This window comes from Rhizobium sp. KNZ14-9A, from assembly GCF_056755015.1.
Genome location: NZ_JBPGXB010000004.1, coordinates 1,118,654 through 1,135,426, shown reverse-complemented (window position 1 = coordinate 1,135,426; position 16,773 = coordinate 1,118,654). Strand labels below are relative to the sequence as shown.

General features: G+C 60.2%; 12 protein-coding genes. 11 read left to right on the top strand and 1 reads right to left on the bottom strand.

Features of this window, described 5'->3' with window-relative positions:
• Window positions 1-70 precede the first annotated feature (70 nt).
• The 11 genes from ACR9ZQ_RS35520 (at window position 71) to ACR9ZQ_RS35470 (ending at window position 15,431) form a co-directional block, all read left to right on the top strand.
• Complete coding sequence (locus ACR9ZQ_RS35520; RefSeq protein WP_481430110.1) at window positions 71-3,697, top strand: hydantoinase B/oxoprolinase family protein; 3,627 nt, start codon at window positions 71-73, stop codon at window positions 3,695-3,697.
• Window positions 3,698-3,883: 186 nt separating this feature from the next.
• Window positions 3,884-4,414, top strand: a complete 531-nt coding sequence (locus tag ACR9ZQ_RS35515) for a winged helix DNA-binding protein (RefSeq protein ID WP_310382633.1) — start codon at window positions 3,884-3,886, stop codon at window positions 4,412-4,414.
• Window positions 4,411-6,243: an ABC transporter ATP-binding protein gene (locus tag ACR9ZQ_RS35510; protein WP_481430109.1), complete on the top strand. Its 1,833-nt coding sequence runs from the start codon at window positions 4,411-4,413 to the stop codon at window positions 6,241-6,243. The genes ACR9ZQ_RS35515 and ACR9ZQ_RS35510 overlap by 4 nt, the downstream gene beginning before the upstream one ends.
• A gap of 52 nt (window positions 6,244-6,295) precedes the next feature.
• Entirely contained in the window at window positions 6,296-7,816 is a 1,521-nt protein-coding gene (locus ACR9ZQ_RS35505; RefSeq protein WP_481430108.1) for an ABC transporter substrate-binding protein, read from the top strand.
• 61 nt (window positions 7,817-7,877) lie between these two features.
• Complete coding sequence (locus tag ACR9ZQ_RS35500; RefSeq protein ID WP_439017842.1) at window positions 7,878-8,801, top strand: ABC transporter permease; 924 nt, start codon at window positions 7,878-7,880, stop codon at window positions 8,799-8,801.
• Window positions 8,802-8,804: 3 nt separating this feature from the next.
• Window positions 8,805-9,653, top strand: a complete 849-nt coding sequence (locus ACR9ZQ_RS35495) for an ABC transporter permease (RefSeq protein WP_310382637.1) — start codon at window positions 8,805-8,807, stop codon at window positions 9,651-9,653.
• A complete protein-coding gene (locus ACR9ZQ_RS35490) occupies window positions 9,650-11,374 on the top strand; it encodes a M14 family zinc carboxypeptidase (RefSeq protein WP_481430107.1) in 1,725 nt (574 codons plus the stop codon). Before ACR9ZQ_RS35495 ends, ACR9ZQ_RS35490 begins: the two co-directional genes overlap by 4 nt.
• Window positions 11,375-11,615: 241 nt before the next feature.
• Window positions 11,616-12,617 carry a sulfate ABC transporter substrate-binding protein gene (locus tag ACR9ZQ_RS35485; protein ID WP_481430106.1) on the top strand — a complete coding sequence of 334 codons (1,002 nt, stop codon included), beginning with the start codon at window positions 11,616-11,618 and terminating at the stop codon, window positions 12,615-12,617.
• Window positions 12,618-12,690: 73 nt separating this feature from the next.
• Window positions 12,691-13,512 (top strand): sulfate ABC transporter permease subunit CysT, encoded by an 822-nt coding sequence (cysT, locus tag ACR9ZQ_RS35480; RefSeq protein WP_481430105.1) that lies wholly within the window; start codon window positions 12,691-12,693, stop codon window positions 13,510-13,512.
• Window positions 13,513-13,515: 3 nt separating this feature from the next.
• Entirely contained in the window at window positions 13,516-14,403 is an 888-nt protein-coding gene (gene cysW, locus ACR9ZQ_RS35475; RefSeq protein ID WP_310382641.1) for a sulfate ABC transporter permease subunit CysW, read from the top strand.
• Window positions 14,400-15,431, top strand: coding sequence for a sulfate/molybdate ABC transporter ATP-binding protein (locus ACR9ZQ_RS35470; RefSeq protein ID WP_481430104.1), 1,032 nt, complete (start codon window positions 14,400-14,402; stop codon window positions 15,429-15,431). Before cysW ends, ACR9ZQ_RS35470 begins: the two co-directional genes overlap by 4 nt.
• Here the strand turns inward: ACR9ZQ_RS35470 and ACR9ZQ_RS35465 are convergent.
• The gene (locus ACR9ZQ_RS35465; RefSeq protein ID WP_481430103.1) at window positions 15,415-16,767 is read right to left on the bottom strand and encodes an amidase; all 1,353 of its coding nucleotides are present in this window, start codon (window positions 16,765-16,767) and stop codon (window positions 15,415-15,417) included. The two genes, ACR9ZQ_RS35470 and ACR9ZQ_RS35465, sit on opposite strands and share 17 nt — an antisense overlap.
• Window positions 16,768-16,773: the final 6 nt, after the last annotated feature.

Below are 16,773 nucleotides of genomic sequence, written 5' to 3'. Positions count from 1 at the left end.
TCTTCTGTAAAATGTTGACGATTTATCGATAATTTCTTAGTGATATTGGAAACGAACGGCGGAGGCGATTTTGTCGGGCATTGCGGCTGGTAGCTGGGACTTCTGGATCGACCGTGGAGGCACCTTCACCGATATTGTCGGGCGCGACCCCTCCGGCGCCCTGCATGCCCGCAAAGTGCTGTCCGAAAATCCGGAAGCCTATCGCGATGCCGCCGTCCACGGCATTCGCCTGCATCTCGGCCTGAGCGCGGATGAACCAATCCCGACCGGGCTGATCGACGAGGTGCGAATGGGCACCACCGTCGCCACCAATGCGCTTCTGGAGCGCAAGGGCGAACGTCTGGCGCTGGTAACGACAAAGGGTTTCCGCGACGCTCTGCGCATCGGTTATCAGGAGCGCAAGAAGATCTTTGCGACCGAGATCATCAAGCCGGAAGCGCTCTATCAGGATGTGGCCGAGCTCGAAGAGCGCGTATTGGCCGACGGTACCGTCGAGACAAAGCTCGATGAGGCCGCGACCGAAGCGGCCCTGCGCGATCTGCGCGCCAAGGGTTATCGCGCCGTCGCCATCGTCTTCATGCACGCCTATAAATATCCTGATCATGAGGCAGTCGCTGCGCGCATAGCCCGCGCCATCGGCTTCGAACAGGTTTCCGTCAGTCACGAGGTCTCGCCGCTGATCAAGCTGGTCGGCCGTGGCGATACGACCGTTGTCGACGCCTATCTTTCGCCGGTGCTCGGCCGCTATGTCAGTCAGGTCTCGGACGAACTTGACGTGGCGCGCACCGGCGCGCGCGTCATGTTCATGATGTCTTCGGGCGGCCTGACTGCAGCCAACATGTTTCAGGGCAAGGATGCGATCCTGTCCGGTCCGGCCGGCGGTGTGGTCGGTCTTGCCAAGACCGGCGAGCAGGCGGGTTTCGGCCACGTAATCGGCTTCGATATGGGTGGTACCTCGACAGACGTCGCACATTTCGACGGCGAGTATGAGCGAGCCTTCGAGACGGAAGTCGCCGGTGTTCGTGTGCGTGCGCCAATGATGCTGATCCATACGGTCGCGGCCGGCGGCGGTTCGATCCTGCATTTCGAAAGCGGCCGTTTCCGCGTCGGGCCTGATTCCGCCGGCGCTTTTCCGGGTCCAGCCTGCTACCGCAACGGCGGCCCGCTTGCGGTGACCGATGCCAATGTCATGGCCGGCAAGCTGTTGCCGGATTTCTTCCCGGCGATCTTCGGCCCGAACCAGGATAAGCCGCTCGACGTCGCGACGGTGCGGCAGAAGTTCGCCGAGCTGGCAGCCGAGATCGGCGACGGGCGCAGCCCCGAAGAAGTGGCTGACGGCTTCATCCGCATTGCTGTCGCCAATATGGTCGAGGCGATCAAGAAGATTTCCGTGCAGCGCGGTTATGACGTGACGCGTTATGCGCTCAATTGCTTCGGTGGCGCTGGCGGCCAGCATGCCTGCCTGGTCGCCGACGCGCTCGGAATGAAGAGCATCCTGCTGCATCCGATGTCGGGGTTGCTGTCGGCCTATGGCATGGGTCTCGCCGATATCCGCTCCACGCGTCAAAAGGCGCTCGGTGTGACGCTCGATGCGGCCGCACCCGCAGAGATGACCGCGCTTGGCAGGCAATTGCAGGGTGAATGCCAGCCGGAGCTGGTGGCGCAGGGCGTCGAGGCCGGCAAGATCAAGACGGTGTTGCGCGCTCATATCCGCTATGCCGGCACCGATACTCTACTGGCCGTCGAGGCGCTGTTCCCGCCAACTGATGACGCGGCGCGCCTTCGCAAGGAGTTCGAGATCCTGCACAAGCGCCGTTTCGGCTTCGTTGCCGAGGACAAGCCGCTGGTCGTGGAAGCCGTCGAGGTCGAATGCATCGGCGGTGCCGCCGCCGAAATCGATGTCGATCGCGGGGAAGCAGGTGAGGGCGAGGCTTCGCCCATTCGGCGAACCCTGTTCCATTCGCAGGGTGAAAGCCATGATGCGGCGGTCGTCCTGCGTGATCGTATCCTCCCCGGCCAGACCGTGACCGGGCCGGCCATCATCATCGAACTGAACCAGACCATCGTCGTAGAAGATGGCTGGCAGGCGAAGCTGACGGCGCGCGATCATGTCGTGCTGAACCGCATCAAGGCGCTGCCCGAGCGCACGGCGATCGGCACCAAGGCCGATCCGGTCATGCTGGAGATTTTCAACAATCTCTTCATGTCGATTGCCGAGCAGATGGGTGTGACCCTGCAGAACACCGCCTATTCCGTCAACATCAAGGAACGGCTCGATTTCTCCTGCGCGGTCTTCGATGCGGACGGCAATCTCGTTGCCAACGCGCCGCATATGCCAGTGCATCTCGGCTCCATGGATGCGTCGGTGGCGACTGCCATCCGTGAAAATCCGGTCATTCATCCAGGCGACGTCTTCCTCATCAATGCACCCTATAATGGCGGCACGCATCTGCCCGACCTGACCGTCTGCACGCCTGTCTTCGATGATGCCGGTAAGCGCATCCGTTTCTGGGTGGCGAGCCGCGGTCACCATGCCGATATCGGCGGTATCTCGCCGGGCTCGATGTCGCCGCTGGCGACACATATCGAGGAGGAAGGCGTCTATATCGACAATTTCAAGCTTCTCGATCGCGGTGAATTCCGTGAGGATGCCCTTGCCGATCTCTTGACCGGCGCGCGCTATCCGGTGCGTACGCTGGCGCAGAACGTCAACGACCTGAAGGCGCAGGTTGCCGCCAATGAAAAGGGTGTGGCGGAGCTGAAGAAGATGATTGCGCTCTTCGGTGAGGACGTGGTCGACGCCTATATGGGCCATGTGCAGGACAACGCCGCCGAAAGTGTTCGCCGCGTGCTCGACCGCCTGCCGGACGGCCAATTTTCCTATGAGATGGATCAGGGCTGCAAGATCGTCGTGAAGATTTCCATCGATCGGGAAAAGCGCGAAGCGACGGTCGATTTTACTGGCACGTCGGCGCAGCGTCCCGACAATTTCAATGCACCGGCGCCGGTAACGCGGGCTGCCGTGCTCTATGTTTTTCGCGTCCTGGTCGAGGCGGATATTCCGATGAATGCCGGCTGCCTGCGGCCGATCCGTATCGTTATTCCCGATGGCACCATGCTGACGCCGGAATACCCGGCCGCCGTCGTTGCCGGCAATGTCGAAGTCAGCCAGGCGGTGACCAACTGCCTGATCGGCGCGGTCGGCGCCATGGCTGCTGCTCAGGGCACGATGAACAATCTGACTTTCGGCAACGACAAGTACCAATATTACGAAACCATCTGCTCCGGTGCGCCGGCAGGCCCGGGGTTCAATGGTGCAGATGCCGTGCACACGCACATGACCAATTCACGCCTCACCGATCCGGAAATTCTGGAGAGCCGTTTCCCGGTCGTGCTCGAGGATTTTCATATCCGGCCGAATTCCGGCGGGCGCGGTCAGTGGCATGCCGGCAATGGCACGCAACGCACGATCCGCACGCTCGAGAAGCTGGAATTTGCCGTCCTCTCCGGCCATCGTCGCGTCGCGCCGTTCGGGCTGAAGGGTGGCGAAGACGGCCAGACCGGCCGCAATTATGTTCGCCGCAATGACGGTACGATCGATGAGCTGATCGGCGCTGCCCATACGGTGCTGGAAGCGGGCGAAGCCTTCACGATTGTGACCCCGACGGGTGGCGGATATGGGCCACGCAATGCCTGATAATGGTTCGGCTAAAACGGTTTAAAATCAATGGAATAGATGTTCGTTCCTGCATGTCGAACGTGCAGGAAAACAAGATCCGGGAAACGGCGGCGGAATAGAGGAATCTTAGCGATAATTTGTTGACAAATTATCGCTTCCAGCTAACCTGCCACACGTACTTCAGTTCTGAGATGAGAGAGTTCATTGGATAAACCGAGGGAACGAAAGGCGCCCCGCGAATTGATCGTGTCGTCTGCCCATCTGGCGCTCGGCAGTTCACCGGCCCTCTCCGAATTAGAATACGGATCGATCCTCTTTTCTCACGCTTTCAATCGCTGGATGGTGCGCTGCATGGCGGCTGCCGGCGTGCCGAGCCTGTCGCCGGTCGAGATCCTGATCATCCATTCCGTGCGTCATCGCGGTCGTCCGAAGACGCTCTCCGATCTCTGCCTCGTGCTCGATATCGAAGACACACATGTCGCCAATTATGCGGTCAAGAAGCTCGATGCGGCCGGCCTGGTGAAGACCGGGAAATCCGGCAAGGAAAAGGTGATCCAGGTCACCGACAAGGGCCTGGAGGCGCTGACCCGCTATTCGGAAATCCGCGAGCGGTTGCTGGTAGAGGCGACTAAGCTCTCGGGTCTTTCACAGGATGAACTTTCCGACATTGCCTCCCATCTGAGGGCCTTGTCGGGATACTACGAACAGGCAGCGAGGTCAGCGGCAACTTTATGAGTAGATCGACCGAGAGCAACAGCGCCGCCATCCCCGTCGTCCTCTCGGTCCGTTCACTATCCGTCGACTTCAAGTCCGGCCAGTTTCAGGCCGTCAAATCGCTGAGTTTCGACGTCAAGCCGGGCAAGACGCTCGCCATCGTCGGAGAATCCGGCTCGGGCAAATCGGTAACCTCGAGGGCGATCATGCGCCTCACCGATTTTTCGGGCGGCCGCATCAGCGGCGGCGAAATTATCTTCCAGAGCCGCAATGGGCCTCTCGATCTCGTCACCGCCAATCCCGATCGCATCCGGCAGATAAGGGGCGGGGAGATCGCGATGATCTTCCAGGAGCCGATGACCTCGCTCGATCCGGTCTTTTCGATCGGCGATCAGATTGTCGAAGCCATCCTCCTGCATCAGAAAACCACGCGCGCTGAAGCCAATCGTATTGCGCGGAATATGCTCGAAAAGGTTCGCATTCCCGACGCTGATGCAATGATGCAGCGCTATCCGCATCAGCTCTCCGGCGGCATGCGTCAGCGCGTGATGATCGCCATGGCGCTCTCCTGCCGTCCGAAGCTGTTGATTGCCGACGAGCCGACGACCGCGCTCGACGTGACGATCCAGGCGCAGATCCTCAATACGATCCGCGAGCTGCAGCGCGAACTCGGCATGGCGGTGATCTTCATCACCCATGATATGGGTGTCGTCGCCGAAATGGCCGATGATGTGATCGTGCTGCGTCACGGCGAGAAGCAAGAAGAGGCGCCGGTTCGGGTGCTGTTTTCCAATCCGCAGCATCCCTATACGCAGACCCTGCTTGCCGCCGTGCCGCGTCTCGGCAGCATGTCGGGCAAGGCGTCCCCGAACAGCGAGGCACTGGAAGCCGTTCGTTCCGATAGCAAGCCGCCGCTTCTGCAGGTCGATGGTCTCACGGCGCGTTTTGCGGCGCGCAGAAGCTTGTTTGGCAGGCTGACACATCGCATTCATGCGGTCGAAGGCATTTCCTTCGAGATCGCCGCGGGCGAAACGCTGGCGCTGGTCGGGGAATCCGGCAGCGGCAAATCGACGACCGGGCGAATGCTGCAGCAGATCATGGAGCCGACTGGCGGCAAGATCCGTTTCCGTGGCCGCGATATCTCTGAAATGGATCCGCGCGAGAAGCGCTCCCTGCTGCAGAAGGTCCAGTATATTTTCCAGGATCCCTATGCAGCGCTTGATCCGCGCCAACGGGCCAGCGCCAGCATTGCCGAGCCTATGATCGTTCACAAGCTGCAGCCGGACAAGGCGGCGATCGAGGAGCGAACGCTCGCTTTGCTCGATCGCGTCGGCCTTCCGCGCGATTACAGGACGCGGTTTCCACACGAGCTTTCCGGCGGCCAGCGCCAGCGTGTCTGCATCGCCCGGGCGCTTGCCAGCGATCCGGAACTGATTATCGCGGATGAATCCGTTTCGGCGCTCGATGTTTCGATCCAGGCGCAGATCCTCGACCTGCTTCTGGAACTGCAGCGGGAGCGCGGCCTTTCCTACCTTTTCATCACCCATGACATGGCTGTGGTCGAGAAGATCAGCCATCGTGTCGCGGTCATGTATCTCGGACAGATCGTCGAGATCGGCACCCGACAGGAAATATTCGAGAACCCGCAGCATCCCTATACGCGCAAGCTGCTGGCCGCGATCCCTGTGCCCGATCCCGATCGCAGCATCGACACCACGCTTTTGACCGGCGCGATACCGAGCCCGGTCCGCAAGATCGGCGATGAACCGGCGCTTTTGCAATATCGCCGTTTTTCGCCCTCGCACTTCGTTGCGGCCGGGCCGCAGAAGCTGTCCGAAACCCTCCCATAGGACAGATCGCTACAAAACAGTCACCGCACAATAAAAATGGGGAACTAAAACAATGAGATACCGAGATCTCTTCCTGGCAGCCGCACTGTCGGTCCTGCCGCTTACCGCAACCATCGACGCCGCACACGCCGCCGGCACGCTGACCGTCGCGCTCGAACGCGATGATGGCAGCTGGGATCCGATCGACACCTTCACACTGACCTGGGGCCGTATCGGTAGCAACATCTTCGACGGTCTCGTCCAGCGCAGCCCTGACCTGAAGCTGCTGCCCGGCCTCGCCACGGCTTGGGAATTCCTCGACGACAACAAGCGCATCCGCTTCACGCTGCGCAAGGGCGTCAAATTCCATGATGGCGAAGATTTCAATGCGGCCGCCGTCAAGTTCACCTTCGACCGGTTGCTCGGACCGGAAGGCGCCAAGGGTCCGCAGCAGGCGAATTACACCTCGATCGGCGAGGTGAAAATCGTCGATGACTATACGGTCGACTTCATCCTGAAGAGCCCGGATCCGGTGCTGATCACCAAGCTTGCCGGCTATGGGGGCATGATCGTGCCACCGGCATATATCAAGGAAAAGGGCGACGAGTACTTTAATCTGCATCCCGTCGGTACCGGGCCGTTCAAGTTCGTCGACTACAAGCCGAAGATCAGCCTGACGCTGGAAGCCAATCCGGACTACTGGGGCGGCGCGCCGAAGATCGCCGGTCTGGTCTACCGCTTCATTTCGGAAGCGGCCACACAGGTTTCCGAGCTGCAGTCGGGCGGTATCGATATCGCCACACTGGTGCCGATCAGCCTGATCGATACGATCAAGGGCGACCCCAAGCTGGAAGTGGAGAGCATCACCGGTCCTGATGTCTCCATGCTGCGCTTTAATAATACCGACGGCATCACCAAGGATCCGGCGGTCCGCAAGGCGCTCATCCAGGCCGTCGACCGCGACGCCATCATCGAGCAGATCCTGCAGGGCAATGGCAAGCCGATTGCGAGCCTCCAGAGCTCGCTGTCGCTTGGCTACAATCCCGACCTGAAGCCGTTGTCTTTCGATCCCGCTGCCGCGAAAGCTGCGCTCGATAAGGCGGGTGTGAAGCCCGGCACCAATCTCGAGCTTTCCTTCGTCGGTACGGATGCGACCTTCCGCGAAGTGTCGCAGACGGTCGCCGCCTATCTTCAGGCGGTCGGCATCAATGCTTCGCTGAAGTCCTACGAAACCAACGTCTACTACACTGATATCATCGCGCACGGCAAAACCGGCTCGCTCTATCAGTTCCAATGGGGTGGTTGGACCTTCGACTTCGACAACACGGCCTATCTGCTCTATCACAGCGGCCAGTTCTGGAATCCCTACATCAAGGATGCCAAGCTCGACCAGCTGCTGGAAGCGCAGCGCTCGACCTATAATGTCGATGAGCGAAAGAAGATCCTGGGCCAAGTTGCGGCCTATGCCGCCGATCAGGCCTTCGAGATGCCGCTCTACAACGGCAATACGCTCTATGCGATCAACAAGCGGGTGAAGAACCTGGCGCCGACCCCGGACGTGCGTTTCCGCTTCGTAGACGTATCGGTCGAGTAACCGAACCCCGCTCGACTGCCTGCCTGTGGGCAGGCAGTCACATCCTCCGCAGGGTCATGCCATGCCAGCCTATATTGCCAAACGCCTCTTGCAGGCTCTCTTTGTCGTGATCGTCGTCACGCTGCTCGTTTCCTATGCGATCAGGCTGTCCGGCGATCCGACGGCCATGCTCGTCAGCGGCGGTTCTGCCGTCACCGAGCAGGATCTGCAGAATATCCGTGCCGGCCTCGGTCTCGACCAGCCGTTCCACATCCAATATCTGAATTTCATGTCGGGCGTCGTCACAGGCGATTTCGGCAAGAGCTTCTTCGGCGGTACGCCAGTCTGGAGCCTGATCGCGCAGGCCTTGCCGGCGACGCTGCTATTGTCCTTCCTGTCGCTCATCCTGTCCTTCGTGATTTCCATCCCGCTCGGCATCCATGCGGCTGTGAAGTCAGGCTCGTGGGCAGATCAGGTCGTCCGCATCCTGTCGCTCGTCGGCCTGTCCTTCCCGAATTTCTGGCTGGCGATCATGTTGGTGCTGATCTTCTCGATCAAACTGGAATGGCTGCCGTCGAGCGGCTTCCTTGCCTATTCGGGCCTTGTGCTGCCCTGCCTGACGCTGGCGCTGATACTCTCGGCCGTGAACGTGCGCATCGTGCGCTCGGCCATGCTGGAGACCTTGTCGGCGCAATTCATTCTCGTCTCCCGCGCCAAGGGGCTGAAGGACAGGGTGGTGCTCTACAAGCACGCCCTGCGCAACTGCCTCATTCCGCTGCTGACCTTCGTCGGCCTGCAGTTCGGCGACCTGCTCGGCGGCGTCGTTATCGTCGAGCGCGTCTTCAACTGGCCGGGCATGGGCAGCCTTGCCTTCGATGCCATTTCATCGCGCGACTATCCCGTGTTGCAGGGCACGATTACTGTGCTGGCGCTGCTGATCGTCCTGATCAACCTTGCGATCGATATTGCCTATGGCATCATCGATCCGCGTATTGGGAGGAAGTGAGCCATGGCATCCTCCTCGGCTAAATCGTCCTTCTTCCGTCACACGCCGCTGGAACTTCTCTTTGGCATCCTGTTCACCGGCGGAATGGTTCTGCTTGTCGTCTTCTCCGACGTAATCTTCGGGAACAAGGCCGGCATGATGGATCTTCGCGCCCGTCTGCTGCCGCCGTTCGTCAGCCTCAACCATATATTCGGCACCGATCCCCTCGGCCGAGACGTACTGGCGCGCATTGCCGCCGGCGGCAAGATCTCGCTGATCGTTGGAGTGCTATCGGTCGCGGGTGCCACCGCCGTTGGCACGATCGCCGGTCTGATCGCCGGCTATTTCCGCGGGGTCGCCGACATGATCCTCATGCGCATCGCCGATGTGCAGCTCGCCATGCCCTTCATGCTGATGGCGTTGACCTTCATCGCCATCGTCGGACCTGGCCTGCCGATCCTGATTTCGCTGATGATCATCGCCCAATGGGTGCAATATGCGCGACTGGTGCGTGGTCTCGTCCTCTCCTTGCGCGACCGCGAGTTCATCCAGTCGGCACGGGCGATCGGGGTCGGGCGCACGCGGATCATCCTCGTGCATATCCTGCCGAATATCGTCGGCCCGATCATCGTGCTGATGACGCTGAACGTCGCCAACAACATCTTGCTCGAAAGCAGCCTGACCTTTGTCGGTCTCGGCGTCGATGCCTCCATTCCAAGCTGGGGCGGCATGCTCGCCGACGGGCGCACCTATGTGCAATCCGCCTGGTGGGTCAGCGTCTTTCCGGGCTTTGCCATCATGTTCACCGTCCTCGGGCTCAACCTGCTCGGTGACTGGCTCCGCGACTATCTCGATCCGACGAGGGAAAAATGAGCACCATCCTCAATCTCGAAGCGCCGCGCACGCTCGACGTGCTGGTTTCCGAACTGACCGCCAATCCTCCGGGCACGCCTGTTGAGGCCTGGGTCTTCGACGATGCGCCGTCACGGCAGGCCGCCGAAGAGAAACTCGCCGCCGCCGGCATCACCGCGCGGATCCGCAGCTCCTACAAGCCGTTGGTCTATTTCTTCCTTGAAGAACTGCATATTCCCTCGCTTGCCAAGGTGGAAATTGGCTACCCGGTCCACCCGGCCGCAGATCCGCAGCGCTTCCTGATCGAAGCCTATCCGCTGGCAGCTCTTGTGGGCGATGCAGAAGTCGCATTTCACGCCAACACGCTTGATCTTACCTACGATATCAAGCTGACGACAAAGGCGGGGGAAACGAAGACCTATACCGTCTTTGCACCGAATGTGGTGGAGGACGACCACGTCGGAACGCCGGTGCTGCGCTGCTGCGGCTGGCACAAGGGCGAACGGCTGAAAACCGATTTCGAGATCATGTTCCTCGCGGCCGTCGATGCCGTCAAACAGCAGACATGGGAGCGCAAGCAGCCCTATTTCGACCGTCTGCGCATCACGGTCGATCTGCCGGCCAATGATCTCGACCTCGATTTTTGCAGCGAGAGCATCAGTCTCCGCGAAGCAATGCATGAAGAGCTGTTCTTCAGCCTGCGCGAATGCCTCGATGCGGAGATGGGCGCCATGGCTGGACGCGGCGGCGCGCGACCGGGCCAGGTCGTTCCTGATATCCGCAGCACGGACGGTAATCCGCGGATCGTCATGAGTGTGGAGGAATTCGGCGAGCACGAAGAGGCGACTGGCGAGGATATTGACATGGCGACCGCGACGCGGCCGCTGAAGATCGGCCAGATCCGCCGCGAACTGGCGAAGATCGAGGGTGTGCCGATCAAGGCAATATCGTGCGAGGGCCGTGAGGTGCTTGGTCGCTATCACAATGGACCGGGGCCGGCCGTGCTCATCTCGTCGGGCCAGCATGCCAATGAGACCAGCGGTCCGGTTGGGGCGCTACGCGCGGCGCAACAGCTTGCCGCTGATCCCGACCAGCATTTCGCCATCGTACCGGTCGAAAATGTTGACGGATATGAACTGCACCAGCGGCTGATCGTGGAAAACCCCTTCCATATGCATCATGCCGCCCGCTACACGGCCTTCGGCGACGACCTCTCCTTCACCGTGCCGCCGCCGATGTATGAGCGCGAGGCGCGAGGCAAGGCGCTCGAACTCTCATCTGCCAAGCTGCATCTCAATCTGCACGGCTATCCCTCGCACGAGTGGACGCGGCCGATGTCGGGTTACCTGCCGCGCGGCTTCGAACTCTGGACCATTCCGAAGGGATTCTTCCTGATCGTCTGCACGCATCCGGGCTGGGAGGCGATCGGCGAAGCATTGCTCGATGAGGTGGCCAAACGTCTGGCTGAAGACAAGAGCCTCGTCGAATTCAACGCCAAGCAGATCGATTGCGTCCGCCTGCACATGCCGAACGCGCCGTTCGAGGTACGCTACGGTATTCCGATCTTGAAGCAGGTCGGCTCAATGTACCAGGCGCCGCTGACCATCATCACGGAAGCGACTGACGAGACGGTTTACGAGCAGGTATTCGTCGATTGCCACGAGGCGCAGACGCGAACCGTGCTCTATGCCGTCGAGGCCTATCGCCGGCTGGCTGCAGGCAGCGACTTTCCCTCGGCATAGTCGGGAAATAGAACGGCGACAATCTAAGTCTGTTCCAGGAGATGCCGTATCGGCGATCATTGATCTCGGTATGGCCTCCGATACCGGCCCGGCAGTATCCGCGACGGAAGATTAAAGCCGGAAATCACAGCCATTGAGAGAAAATTTCCCACACGGACGCTTCGCGTAACCGTCCATTTCTCGTGCCGGTTTGCTGGAGCCGGTAGCTTGCGGCCGTTGAACTTCTTTGGGGGAATTCCTTATGGGTCGTATTCTTGCGCTTGGCGCAGCCTTTGCCCTGCTTCTTTCAGGTCAGACCTTTGCGCAGACACCGGACAAGATATTGAACGCGTCTTACGACGTGTCGCGCGAGCTTTTTGTTGCCGTCAATGGTGCATTCATTCCGAAATATAAGGCCGACACGGGCAAGGATCTCACCATCGACCAGTCGCATGCCGGTTCGTCGAAACAGGCGCGTTCGATCCTTGAAGGTCTCGAAGCCGACGTCGTAACCTTCAATCAGGTGACCGACATCGACGCGCTTGCAAAGGCTGGGTTCGTTTCGAAAGATTGGCAGAAGAGCTTTCCGAATAATGCTTCGCCCTTCTACTCCTTCCCGTCTTTCTTGGTCCGCGCAGGCAATCCCAAGAATATCAAGAATTGGGATGATCTCGTTCGCGATGATGTCAAGGTGATCTTCCCGAACCCGAAGACATCGGGCAACGCCCGCTACACCTATCTCGCCGCACTCGCCTTTGCGAAGCAGACATATGGCAATGACGATGCCAAGGTCACGGCATTCGTCAAGAAGCTGTTCGACAACGTCCCGGTCTTCGACACGGGAGGCCGTGCCGCCACCACGACCTTCGTCGAACGCAATATCGGCGACGTGCTTGTCACCTTCGAATCCGAAACCCGCGGCATTGCCAAGGAATTTGGTGCAGACAAGGTTCAGGGTGTGACGCCGCCGGTCAGCCTGTTGGCTGAGTTTCCGATCGCCGTCGTCGATAAGGTTGCCGATAAGCGCCGTTCGCTTGAAATCGCCAAGGCCTATCTTTCATTCCTCTATACGCCGGATGGCCAGCGTATCCTTGCCGAGAACGGCAATCGCGTCATCGATCCCACGGTAGCGGCCGCCTTCAAGGACCAATTCCCTGCAGTCAAGCTGCTCAAGGTGGAAGATGTCTACGGACCTTGGGACAAAGTCCAGAAAGAGCATTTTGCCTCTGGCGCACTGCTGGACCAGATTTACGGCCAACGCTAAAGAGCCAGCCATGGATCGGCTTTTACCCGGCGGAACATTCCGCCGGGTAAATCGTGTTTAGGGGGACCATCCGTTGAAACGTCGTGTATTGCCCGGCTTGCCGTTTTCATTGGGCACGACGCTCTTTTATGTCGCACTGATCGTGCTTCTGCCGCTTGCTGCGCTCGTCTTCAAAGCTGCAAGCCTTGGTCCTGCAGACTACTGGGCAATTGTTTCCTCGCCGCGCGCCGTCGCGAGCTATCGCGTAACGGTCCTCTGCGCGCTTGCGGCGACGATCTTCAATCTGTTTTTCGGACTGGCGCTCGCCTGGGTGCTGGTCCGCTACCGCTTTCCGGGGCGCCGCCTTGTCGATGCTATCGTCGATCTACCCTTTGCCTTGCCGACGGCCGTCGCTGGCATTTCGCTGACGACCCTGTTTGCCCCGGGCGGATGGTTCGGCCACGTGCTTGACCCGCTCGGCATTCAGGTCGCCTACACGCCACTCGGCATCATCATCGCCATGGCATTCACAAGCCTGCCTTTCATCGTGCGAACGGTGCAGCCGGTGCTTGAGGAGATCGATCCGGCACTTGAAGAAGCTGCTCAGTCGCTGGGCGGGACCGACCGTGAGATCTTTACCCGTGTCATCCTTCCGCTCCTTTCGCCGGCTCTCCTGGCAGGCATCTCGCTTTCCTTTGCGCGCAGCCTTGGTGAATTCGGCGCGATCATCTTCATCGCCGGCAATCAGCCCTTCAAGACCGAGATTTCGGCACTGCTGATCTTCATCCGACTGGAAGAATACGATTATCAGGCTGCAGCCGCGGTTGCCTCGGTGCTGCTGATCACCGCCTTCGTGATGCTGACGGTCACCGGCATGCTGCAGAAGCGCGCGTTGCGCTATACGGAAAGGAGCTGATCCATGCGTGCAAGACATGTCCCTCCGCGCGTTGGTGACGCTCCTGTCGTTCGCCGTCTGCTGATTGCAGTCGTTCTGGTCATCGGTGCGCTTTTCATTCTGGCACCGCTGATTGTCATCGGCGTCGAAGCCTTTTCCAAGGGGGCAGGGGCCTATGCCGCGGCCATTGCCCATCCCGATACCCGAAGCGCGATCTTCATGAGTGTGGTGACGGCGCTGATCGCCGTGCCGATCAACACGGTCTTCGGCATTTGTGCTGCCTGGGCGATCACCAAGTTCGATTTTCCGCTTCGCCGGCTGCTTCTGATCGTTATCGAAATTCCCTTTTCGATCTCGCCGATCGTCGCCGGCGTCTGCTACCTCTTCGTCTACGGCTTGCAGGGTCTTTTCGGCCCGGTGCTTCAGGATGCCGGCATCAAGGTCCTGTTTGCCCTTCCGGGTATCGTTCTCGCATCGATGTTCGTGACCGCGCCCTTCGTCGCGCGGGAACTCATTCCGCTGATGCAAGCGCAGGGCAGGGATCTGGAGGAGGCGGCGACCTCACTGGGTGCATCCGGCTTGCGGACATTCTTTGCCGTGACGTTGCCCAATATCAAATGGGCGTTGCTCTACGGGGTCGTACTCTGCAATGCCCGCGTGATGGGCGAGTTCGGCGCCGTGTCGATCGTGTCGGGGAATATTCGCGGCGAGACAAACACTCTCCCGCTGCATATCGAACTGCTCTATCACGATTATCAGACCGCCGGTGCCTTCGCGGCAGCTTCCATTCTCGCGGTGCTGGCAGTCTTTACCATCGTCGCCAAGGTGCTTCTCGAACGGCGAGGAGCGGGCCGCGTAAGCCCGGCAGCACAGGCAACAAATCAAGTTTCTTATAATGGGGTAAAGCCATGAAGATCCGTCTCGATCAGGTCGTCAAGACATTCGACACTTTTCGGGCCGTCCATGGCGTTTCGCTGGAAATCGAAAGCGGCGAACTCGTCGCTTTGCTTGGTCCGTCCGGCTCCGGCAAGACGACGATCCTGCGCATGGTCGCCGGTCTTGAATTTGCCGATGGCGGGCAGATCCATTTCGGCGACCGAAATGCGACGGATATTCCCGTGCGCGACCGCGGCGTGGGTTTTGTCTTCCAGCATTACGCCCTTTTTCCGCATATGACCGTTGCTGAAAACATCGCCTTCGGCATGAGGACAGCGAGGGCGGCCAGGCGCTCCGAGGCGCAGATTGCGGAACGTATAAACGACCTGTTGCGTCTCATGCGTCTTGAGGGTCTCGGCCAGCGTTTTCCAGGCCAGATTTCCGGCGGCCAGAAACAGCGCGTGGCATTGGCGCGCGCTCTTGCCGTCGATCCGAAGGTGCTGCTCCTCGACGAGCCCTTCGGGGCGCTTGACGCCAATGTCAGGCGGGATCTGCGGCGGTGGCTTCGGGAGGTTCACGAGGAACTGGGGATTACCACGCTGTTTGTCACCCATGACCAGGAAGAAGCACTCGATCTTGCCGATCGTGTCGTCATTCTCAATGAGGGCAAGATCGTTCAGGAGGGAACACCTGAAGAGATCTGCCGCAATCCAGCCTCCGCCTTCATCATGCATTTCCTCGGCGATACGAACACGATTGCGACGACGGTGACAAAGGGCAAGGCGGCCTTCGATGGAAAGCTGATCGAAGCAGCTGACTGCGTCGATGGTCCCGCAGATATCTTCCTTCGTCCCAACGATCTTGCATGGTCGCCAACCGACGCCGCTGGCATTCCCGCCACGATCAGCCGGGTTCTGGACCGCCCCGGCGCCCGCCGGCTGGTTGCCGTCACCGATTCGGGCCAAACGCTGGAGTTGGACGCGGAACCTGACCTCGAGGTTTCCCGCTCCTCCCGTGGCTATCTCAAAGTGCTGCGGTCTCGCGTTTTCACGCGCCAGGCATAGATGGTCGGCGATAGGCGCCGAGGGCAGCTTCGATGCCGAGTGCGATCTGCAGGAGCGTTCCATCGCCGCCGACAGGGCCGGTCAGTTGCAGCCCGAGCGGCAGATGCCGATCCATGCCGGAGGGCAGGCTGAGGGATGGCTGTCCGGTCATGTTGGCGAAGCCACTGGAAAGCATTTCGCCTTCCTCGCCATCCTCGGTGAATTCCGGATCTTCGATCGGGGCGGGAAAGGGCACGCTTGGCCCGATCAGCACGTCCACCTCGGCAAATGCTGCCTCCACGGCATTCAGCAGCTTCACGCGGAAGTCCTGGGCCTTGATGTAGTCGACGGCTTTCGCCTCGAAGCCTGCTTCCACCTGCGATCGTGTGCGCGGTGCGTAACCCGCAGGGTTTTCGGTGTAGAGGCCCGCATGGATAACCGAGGCTTCCGGCAGGATGATGCGGCGAAGTTCCGAATTGGCAAGCCTTAGCTCCGGAATGTCTATGCGCTTGATGATCGCGCCTGCCGCTTCCAGCTGCTTCAGCGCCTCGGCAAGATTGGCGGCGACGGCCGGCGTCAACTCGGGATTTTCGCAATGAAAGCTCACGGCTCCGATCCTGACGCCCGCAAGTGATGGCGGTGAAAGCGGGACGGTCTTGCCGGCGATTGCCTCGAGCAGCAGTGCCGTATCCGTGACGCTGCGGGCAAGCGGACCGGCATGATCGAGGCTCCATGATAACGGAAACACGCCGTCGAGGGATACCAGACCGAAAGACGGTTTCAGCCCGACGATACCGCAATACGAGGCGGGAATACGGATCGAGCCGCCCGTATCGGTTCCGATCGCCAATGGCAGGATACCGGCGGCGACCAAGGCGGCCGAACCACCGCTCGAGCCACCTGAGGTGCGGCTGACATCATGGGGGTTGTTGGTCTGGCCGATCTCCGGATGGGCGATGCCATAGGCATATTCCAGCAGGTTGGTCTTGCAGAGAATGATCGCACCGACTTCCCGCAGGCGCTGCACCAGCGGTGCATCTTCGCTCGCCAACGCCGATGGCCGCACTTTGCTCCCATAGCCGGTGGGCGCGCCCTGCACTTCGATCAGATCCTTGATGGCGACGGGAATTCCGTGCAGCGGCCCGCGGTCCTTGCCTGATTGCAGCTCTGCGGTCGCCTGTTCCGCTTCGGCAAGTGCCGTCGCATCCAGTCTCTGAGCGGCGGCATTGAGGGCGGGTTCCAGGCTCTCGAGCCGTTGAAGGCTGGCACGCACCACATCGACCGGCGACAGCGAAGCGTTTCGATAGGCTCGTCCAAGCTCTGCAACATCAGTGAATGCGATTTCGTCCGCAGTCATCATCGA

What these genes read in the sequence shown, in the direction of transcription:
- ACR9ZQ_RS35510 (WP_481430109.1), top strand. Translation starts at nt 4,411, where the DNA reads ATGAGTAGATCGACCGAGAGCAACAGCGCCGCCATCCCCGTCGTCCTC.
- ACR9ZQ_RS35495 (WP_310382637.1), top strand. Translation starts at nt 8,805, where the DNA reads ATGGCATCCTCCTCGGCTAAATCGTCCTTCTTCCGTCACACGCCGCTG.
- ACR9ZQ_RS35485 (WP_481430106.1), top strand. Translation starts at nt 11,616, where the DNA reads ATGGGTCGTATTCTTGCGCTTGGCGCAGCCTTTGCCCTGCTTCTTTCA.
- ACR9ZQ_RS35500 (WP_439017842.1), top strand. Translation starts at nt 7,878, where the DNA reads ATGCCAGCCTATATTGCCAAACGCCTCTTGCAGGCTCTCTTTGTCGTG.
- ACR9ZQ_RS35465 (WP_481430103.1), bottom strand. Translation starts at nt 16,767, where the DNA reads ATGACTGCGGACGAAATCGCATTCACTGATGTTGCAGAGCTTGGACGA.
- ACR9ZQ_RS35505 (WP_481430108.1), top strand. Translation starts at nt 6,296, where the DNA reads ATGAGATACCGAGATCTCTTCCTGGCAGCCGCACTGTCGGTCCTGCCG.
- ACR9ZQ_RS35490 (WP_481430107.1), top strand. Translation starts at nt 9,650, where the DNA reads ATGAGCACCATCCTCAATCTCGAAGCGCCGCGCACGCTCGACGTGCTG.
- cysW (WP_310382641.1), top strand. Translation starts at nt 13,516, where the DNA reads ATGCGTGCAAGACATGTCCCTCCGCGCGTTGGTGACGCTCCTGTCGTT.
- ACR9ZQ_RS35470 (WP_481430104.1), top strand. Translation starts at nt 14,400, where the DNA reads ATGAAGATCCGTCTCGATCAGGTCGTCAAGACATTCGACACTTTTCGG.